This is a genomic window from Polaromonas sp. (assembly GCF_012927455.1).
Classification (GTDB): Bacteria; Pseudomonadota; Gammaproteobacteria; order Burkholderiales; family Burkholderiaceae_C; genus Polaromonas.
Window position 1 is genome coordinate 352327 of record NZ_JABBPE010000005.1, and the last position, 6422, is coordinate 358748.

General features: G+C 58.9%; 9 protein-coding genes. 2 read left to right on the forward strand and 7 right to left on the reverse strand.

What is annotated here, in order from left to right; all coding sequences use genetic code 11:
- Nucleotides 1-7: 7 nt before the first annotated feature.
- On the forward strand, nt 8-466 hold the full coding sequence (locus tag HHJ18_RS07635; RefSeq protein WP_296913467.1) for a hypothetical protein: 459 nt from the start codon (nt 8-10) through the stop codon (nt 464-466).
- A gap of 161 nt (nt 467-627) precedes the next feature.
- On the opposite strand, the gene HHJ18_RS07640 is transcribed toward HHJ18_RS07635, so the two are convergent.
- Both HHJ18_RS07640 and HHJ18_RS07645 read right to left on the reverse strand, forming a co-directional pair.
- Nucleotides 628-1638, reverse strand: a complete 1011-nt coding sequence (locus tag HHJ18_RS07640) for an inorganic phosphate transporter (protein ID WP_296913470.1) — start codon at nt 1636-1638, stop codon at nt 628-630.
- Between the two features lie 88 nt (nt 1639-1726).
- On the reverse strand, nt 1727-2374 hold the full coding sequence (locus HHJ18_RS07645) for a DUF47 domain-containing protein (protein ID WP_296913472.1): 648 nt from the start codon (nt 2372-2374) through the stop codon (nt 1727-1729).
- A 489-nt stretch (nt 2375-2863) separates the two neighbouring features.
- Between HHJ18_RS07645 and HHJ18_RS07650 the strand changes: the two genes are divergently transcribed.
- Complete coding sequence (locus tag HHJ18_RS07650; protein ID WP_296913476.1) at nt 2864-3865, forward strand: succinylglutamate desuccinylase/aspartoacylase family protein; 1002 nt, start codon at nt 2864-2866, stop codon at nt 3863-3865.
- Between the two features lie 85 nt (nt 3866-3950).
- On the opposite strand, the gene HHJ18_RS07655 is transcribed toward HHJ18_RS07650, so the two are convergent.
- The 5 genes from HHJ18_RS07655 to HHJ18_RS07675 all read right to left on the reverse strand — a co-directional run bounded on the left by HHJ18_RS07655 (nt 3951) and on the right by HHJ18_RS07675 (nt 6179).
- On the reverse strand, nt 3951-4301 hold the full coding sequence (locus HHJ18_RS07655) for a HepT-like ribonuclease domain-containing protein (RefSeq protein ID WP_296913478.1): 351 nt from the start codon (nt 4299-4301) through the stop codon (nt 3951-3953).
- The gene (locus HHJ18_RS07660) at nt 4291-4599 is read right to left on the reverse strand and encodes a nucleotidyltransferase domain-containing protein (RefSeq protein WP_296913481.1); all 309 of its coding nucleotides are present in this window, start codon (nt 4597-4599) and stop codon (nt 4291-4293) included. The genes HHJ18_RS07655 and HHJ18_RS07660 overlap by 11 nt, the downstream gene beginning before the upstream one ends.
- Before the next feature lie 143 nt (nt 4600-4742).
- The gene (locus HHJ18_RS07665; protein ID WP_296913484.1) at nt 4743-5003 is read right to left on the reverse strand and encodes a hypothetical protein; all 261 of its coding nucleotides are present in this window, start codon (nt 5001-5003) and stop codon (nt 4743-4745) included.
- Between the two features lie 118 nt (nt 5004-5121).
- Nucleotides 5122-5691 carry an ATP-binding protein gene (locus tag HHJ18_RS07670; protein WP_296913486.1) on the reverse strand — a complete coding sequence of 190 codons (570 nt, stop codon included), beginning with the start codon at nt 5689-5691 and terminating at the stop codon, nt 5122-5124.
- Nucleotides 5688-6179 (reverse strand): ASCH domain-containing protein, encoded by a 492-nt coding sequence (locus HHJ18_RS07675; RefSeq protein WP_296913488.1) that lies wholly within the window; start codon nt 6177-6179, stop codon nt 5688-5690. The genes HHJ18_RS07670 and HHJ18_RS07675 overlap by 4 nt, the downstream gene beginning before the upstream one ends.
- Nucleotides 6180-6422: the final 243 nt, after the last annotated feature.

Here is a 6422-nt window from a genome sequence, read left to right on the forward strand (position 1 = left end):
CCCCCGCATGCACGCGCCCACTACCAAAAACAAAACCACCGCCGCCTGGCTGGCCTTCATCTTCGGCCAGTTGGGCTTGCACCGCCTTTACCTGTTTGGTTTCCGTGACCTGTGGGCATGGCTGCATCCTGTGGTCGCGGCATTGGGCTGGTGGGGTGTCGAACGCGTGCAACTTTACGGGCAGGACGACCAGCTGGCCTGGCTGCTGATCCCGCTACTCGGCTTCACGCTGGCCGGTACAGCGCTGACCGCCATTTACTACGGGCTGATGTCGTCTGAAAAATGGAACGCGCGGCACAACCCTGGCAGCCCCGAAGCCATCGCCGGCAACACCAGCTGGCTCACCATAGGCGCGGTGGTGTTTGCCTTGCTGTTTGGCACCATTTCATTGATGTCCAGCATTGTTTTCAGTTTCCAGCGCTACTTCGAATACCAGGTTGAAGAGGCCCGGAAAATCAGCCAGTAAATATATGGCCCCCACGCTTGCCACTTCGTGTGCTGAGCTGTCCCCCCGAGGGGGCGGGCCTTGCTTGGAGCGGCCCGGCGCTGTCGGCCGTCGCCCCCCACGCTTTTAATTGCATGCAATGCGCTGCCCAAGAGGGACTGCAATGCTTGCCTGGCTGCGACCTAGAAAATCTGCAAACTGATCCAGTAGGCAATTGCCGCCACGAAGGCGGTGGCGGGAATGGTGAGAATCCAGGCCCAGACGATATTGCCGGCCACGCCCCAGCGCACGGCCGAAGCCCGTTGTGCCGAGCCCACGCCCACGATGGCGCCTGTGATGGTGTGGGTGGTCGACACCGGAATGCCCAGCCCGGTGGCCAGAAACAGTGTCAGCGCACCGCCGGTTTCTGCGCAGAAACCGCCCACGGGCTTGAGCTTGGTGATCTTCTGGCCCATTGTTTTCACGATGCGCCAGCCGCCAAACATGGTGCCGGCGGCAATGGCCGTGTAGCACGTCACGATGGTCCAGGTCGGCGGCATGGCGTCGCTGGCCGATGTGTAGCCGGTGGCAATCAGCAGCATCCAGATAATGCCTATGGTTTTTTGCGCGTCATTGCCGCCATGCCCCAGGCTGTAGGCGCCGGCGGAGACGATCTGGAGGCGGCGAAACCAGCGGTCAACTTTTGAAGGGGTGGAGCGCCGGCACACCCAGGCCACCAGCAGCATCATCATGGAACCCAGAAAAAAGCCCAGCAGCGGCGAGATGAAAATAAACGCCACCGTCTTCCAGATACCTGCCGCCACCAGCGAGCCCGCGCCCGCCTTGGCCATCACTGCGCCCACAATGCCGCCGATCAGGGCATGCGACGAACTGCTGGGTATGCCGTAAAACCAGGTAAGAAAGTTCCAGGTGATGGCGCCCATCAGCGCGCCAAACACCACATGGGTATCGACCACGCCGGGCTGGACGATGCCCTTTCCCACGGTGGCTGCTACGCTGAGATGAAAAACAAACAGGGCCAGCAGGTTGAACGCCGCTGCAAACAGAACCGCCTGACCGGGCTTGAGCACGCCCGTGGACACGACCGTGGCAATCGAATTGGCCGCATCGTGAAAGCCATTCATAAAGTCGAAGGCAATGGCCATGAAGACCAGCAGCACCACCACCCACAGCGCCGTCTGCGCGGTGCTCATGCTTCCGGGCTCCACGCCGCAGCAGCCAGGGAAGTCCGGCGTCCGCTGGCGCGAACAATCCGCTGCGCTGCTGCAGGCATGAAAACCCTCATGAGTTCTCGAGGACGATGCCCTCGATCAGGTTGGCCACGTCCTCGCACTTGTCGGTGATGGTTTCCAGCAATTCGTAAACCGCCTTCAGCTTGATGACCTCTCGCACATCGGGCTCTTCGCGAAACAGCCGGCTCATGGCCGAGCGCATCACATGATCGGCGTCGGATTCGAGCTTGTCGATCTCTTCGCAGGTCTTGAGAGCGGCCTCGGCGGTCGCGGCATCGCGAACTTTTCCAATCAGCCCCACGACATCCTTGAGACGCTCGCAGCATTTGACGCTGAGGTCGGTCAGGCGAAGGATGTCCTCGTTCATGTGGCGCACGTCATACAGCGCCATGGTCTCGGCGGAGTCCTGGATCAAATCGGCCACATCGTCCATGGTGTTGATCAGCGAATGAATCTGCTCACGGTCAATCGGCGTGATGAAGGTCTTGTGCAGCATGCGGTTGACCTCTTGGGTGATGCGGTCGGCAGCGCGTTCTGCACTGTCCACCTCCCGGTTGTAGGCTTCGCGCTTTTGCACATCACTGTAGTTGGCCACCAGGTTCGAGAAAGCACGGGCGGCCTTCACGATGAGTTCGGCATGCTGGTTAAACAACTCGAAAAAATTGCCTTCTCGCGGTAGCAGCTTGCCAAACAGCATGTCAACTCCTCAGGGGGATTAAGTCAAAAATATGACATTCTTGTAACTGCCGGAAGTTTAACCGCGAGGGCTCTATGCTCCACCCCGCCCCAGCCCCGGCCGTCAAGCCTTTTCTGCGCGGTCACTCCAAACAACCGTAGCCCACCGAAATAGCTACCCGCAGCCAGCGAGCGTGGGCCTGTTCAGGGTTATTCAAGCCGCTTGCCTTGGCTGGGAGCAGCGGCGCGGCCCCAGACAACGCCACAGGAACCGCCAGGACACCGCATTTACAGACATTTAATAGCTGCAACCCATACACAGTGGGCGTATCGAGCTATTAAATTCATAGCAACTAACAAGACCGCCCAGCGCGAAACGGCAAAACTCTGGGCCAGCAGCGCGTCACCTTGGCGCGTGGCCCACCGCCCAGGGCACCCACAATTTTCATCCAACACCGCATAAACTTGGCCGCTTGTGCTTAAACCCCACGCCCTTACCAGGCGCTTTTACATGACCAGCCCCACCGTTTCGGCTTCAGTTGAGGCCAGCCGCAAGCCTTCCCATCTGCGCATCCACAGCTACCACGGCCTGGCGCCCGGCCCGCGCCTGCTGGTACTGGGCGCGGTGCATGGCAACGAAGTGTGCGGCACTCGCGCCATCACGCAAATCCTGACAGAGCTCGACAGTGGCGCGCTGGCCGTGGCGCGCGGCACCCTGACCTTTGTTCCCGTCACCAATCCGCTGGCCTGGCAGCTAGGGCAACGCACCGGCGAGCGCAACCTCAACCGCAACATGGCGCCCAGCGCGATTCCGCAAGACTTTGAAGACCGCCTGGCCAACCGGCTCTGCCCGCTGCTGGAGTCGCATGACGCGCTGCTGGACCTGCACTCCTTTCACACCGGCGGCGCACCTTTTGTCATGATTGGCCCGCAAAACAACCGCGGCGAACTGGAGCCCTTCGCGCGGGCAACCGAAGAAATGCAGCTGGCCCTGCACAGCGGGCCGCACCGCATCGTCGAAGGCTGGCTGGAAACCTATGCGCGCGGCGTGCAACGGCGCGCCGCAGCGCCTCTCACCGAGGGCGGCAGCCGCTCCCAAACGCTGGTGACCAACCCCAACTATGGCGTCGGAACCACCGAATACATGCGCGCACGCGGCGGCTATGCGGTGACGCTTGAATGCGGCCAACACGACGACCCGCAGGCGCTGCAGGTGGCGCGCCACGCCATTTTGCAAACGCTGGCCCTGCTCGGTATCTGCGCACTACCCTTGGCACCGGCGCAGCCGGACAGGGAAATCCTGCGTCTGGTCGACGTGACCGACCGGGCGCACGCCGATGACAGCTTCAGCCGGGCGTGGCGCAGTTTTGACGCGGTCAGCGCTGGCGAAGTGATCGGCCTGCGGCACAGCGGCGAGACGGTGAAAGCGCCGCAAGACGGCTTTGTGGTGTTTCCCAACCCGCGCGCCGAAGTCGGCCAGGAGTGGTTTTATTTCGCGCAGCGCCGGGCTTGAAGCCGGACTCCAATTTCAGGCTTTGATGGTGCCAGGGAGTTTGAGTAGCAAGGTCTGATGAGAGTCATGCGGCATCCGGCAATGCTTAAGCTTCGCCGAGCTCGTCCAACAGCGCCTGGACGGAACCAGCCAATGGCGGCAGCGCGTTTTGAATCACGTTCCAAACCGAGCTGACATTCACTGTGGCATAGCCGTGAATGAGCTGGTTACGAAACGCCACGATCTGCGGCAAGTCTGGAACGCGGGCAGCCAGCGCTGCGTCGAGCCTGGCTAGCTGGTTAAGCGCCACGCCAATGATCTCGAACTTGCGCTCTACGGCCGCTTGCGCCATCTCATTGGCGGCGTACGCGGCAGCGTCCATGCCAGCCGTAAAAGATTGAATGGCAAAAGCAGCCTCACGCACCTCCCACAGGAACGCACGCGGATCACGCTGCATACACAGCTTCGCGGCTACGGTTGATGCTGGCAAGCACGTAGGGGTTGCGCACCGCGCCGGGCTCTACTAAATCGACGCCGCGGCCCAGCAGCTTCTCCAAATCGGCCTTGGCACCGAAAAAGGCGTTCAACCCAAGCTCGGCGTCGGGCGCAAATTCCACCAAAAAATCCGCATCGCTGCTGGCCGGGTTGAAGTCGTCGGCCCGAGCAGCCGAGCCAAACACCCCCAACCGGCTGATGCGGTAACGCTGGCAGATGGCGGATATGCCTGAGCGGTGTTGGGCAATGGCAGGGTGCATGGGCAGATTTTAGGGGGATTGCGGACAGCTGCTCTGATGCATTGGTCAAATGGAACTCCAGCCCCCGTCGAACATGCGCAAGCAGCTACTCTTTTAATAGCAAATCCGCCGCATACAACTGCTTCACCAGATCCGTCACGATCTCAACAGTGCCGAGCGCGGTGAAATGCAGCGAGATCGCGGCGGTAAGTGCCCGTCTTGAGGTTGGGCCCCACAAAAAACGGGCGCTGCACCCGCGAGACACGCGGCGCATTCACCACTACAAACTGTCGCCCAACGCCCTCCCCCGTGTGCAGTTGAGCCGTATCTGGCGCGCCCTCCCACAGCAAACCGGTGGGCTTTTCGGCCACGCCCAAAACAATCGTGCCGCGAAGGTGTTGGCCCTGGCGAAATACGATTCCCAAAAGCTGCCGGGCATGCCACCGCGTGCCGACTTGGATTCGGTAGCTATGCCCTCAACGCTGGACGGCAGGGTTGAGAAAGGGTCAAGCTGGCACATGACCTAACTTGGTTGGTTAACAGTCATTTCCCTGGACCATCATCGAGCCACCGATCCGCAGCAAGACAGTCAGAAGCGATATGACGCAAACTGGCTTCAAACTCCTTGTGATCAAACGCTTGAATTACATCTAACCGAATTTTGAGTTCTCTAGACACATACCTGGCGTGATCTAGCTCTTCAGATTGCAAGCCTGCAATATCGTCCACCATAAGGATCGCCCCATCTCGGTCCAACAATCTAGCGGCAATGGCCTGCGGGTCGTCCTGGATACAGATGAAGTAATCGATGCCCAGCGCTACAAAGACTGCCGGATCAATGCGCTCTATCGCGCCATCGAGGGTTCTAAGGACAAAGTGACCATCCAAAACAAAGTGCCCCGACGATTCCGGCCCCCTCTTTCGGACGCCCTGTATTAGCAATTCCTGATTCCCTCTGACATCACGCACTGCTGTACGCGAATCCACTGAAGGCGCTTGTCGCTCTGCACGAATAATGGCACTTGCGCCAAAAACAGTCAGTCCAATCCGTTGTGCTGCTTCAAAACACATTGATGACTTGCCGACTCCGTGTACACCACCTAGGAAAATCATTTCTCGCTCCCAAAACACTCGACAACTGCATCGATCTCTTCCGCATGCAAGTATCGAAAAGACTGCGGTGCTACAAAAGAATCTCCAAACACGTCTTTTGGACTAAGTATGTGTTTAGGACAGAAGCGTTGCCCAAGCAACAGCGCCACGCCCTGTTCCAATCCGCTCATGTAATCACGAAGAGTCGCTCTAGTAACTGAGCCGCCGTAAGCCTTGGACAACTCCCACAATTTGGCATTTCCTGCTTGCACAACCTCGTCAATCTGAACAACCGCAACTATCGACTTCACAGGAGACGTTGCATAGATCACAGCGACATCCGTTTCGATGCGTGGCCACCGACGCCTAAATTCGACACGTTTCCTCCCGTTCGCAATCTCAGTTGCAAACGAGGGGTGAACTGATATGAGTACAGGGTTAACCGCCGATTGCAAGAGCTTGTTCAAACGCGGGATGGGAGATAGAGGTAATGCTTTGAGGGAAACCATTGAGAATTTTGGAATGAATAAGCTCTGCTAAAAGCATGGGCCGCGGTAGATGCCTCACGAATCTGAAGAGCAGGACGCGCGTCGGCTTTTCTGCCATTTTCTGAATATCAACAAGTGTGTAGACTGACCGTGCCCCTCAAAAACGTACTCCATAGCTGATGGTCAAATTCATCAACTGGAGAGATCGAGATGAGCAAGAGAAACGACGGACATGCGCGGGGCAAATACACCTTGGAGTTCAAG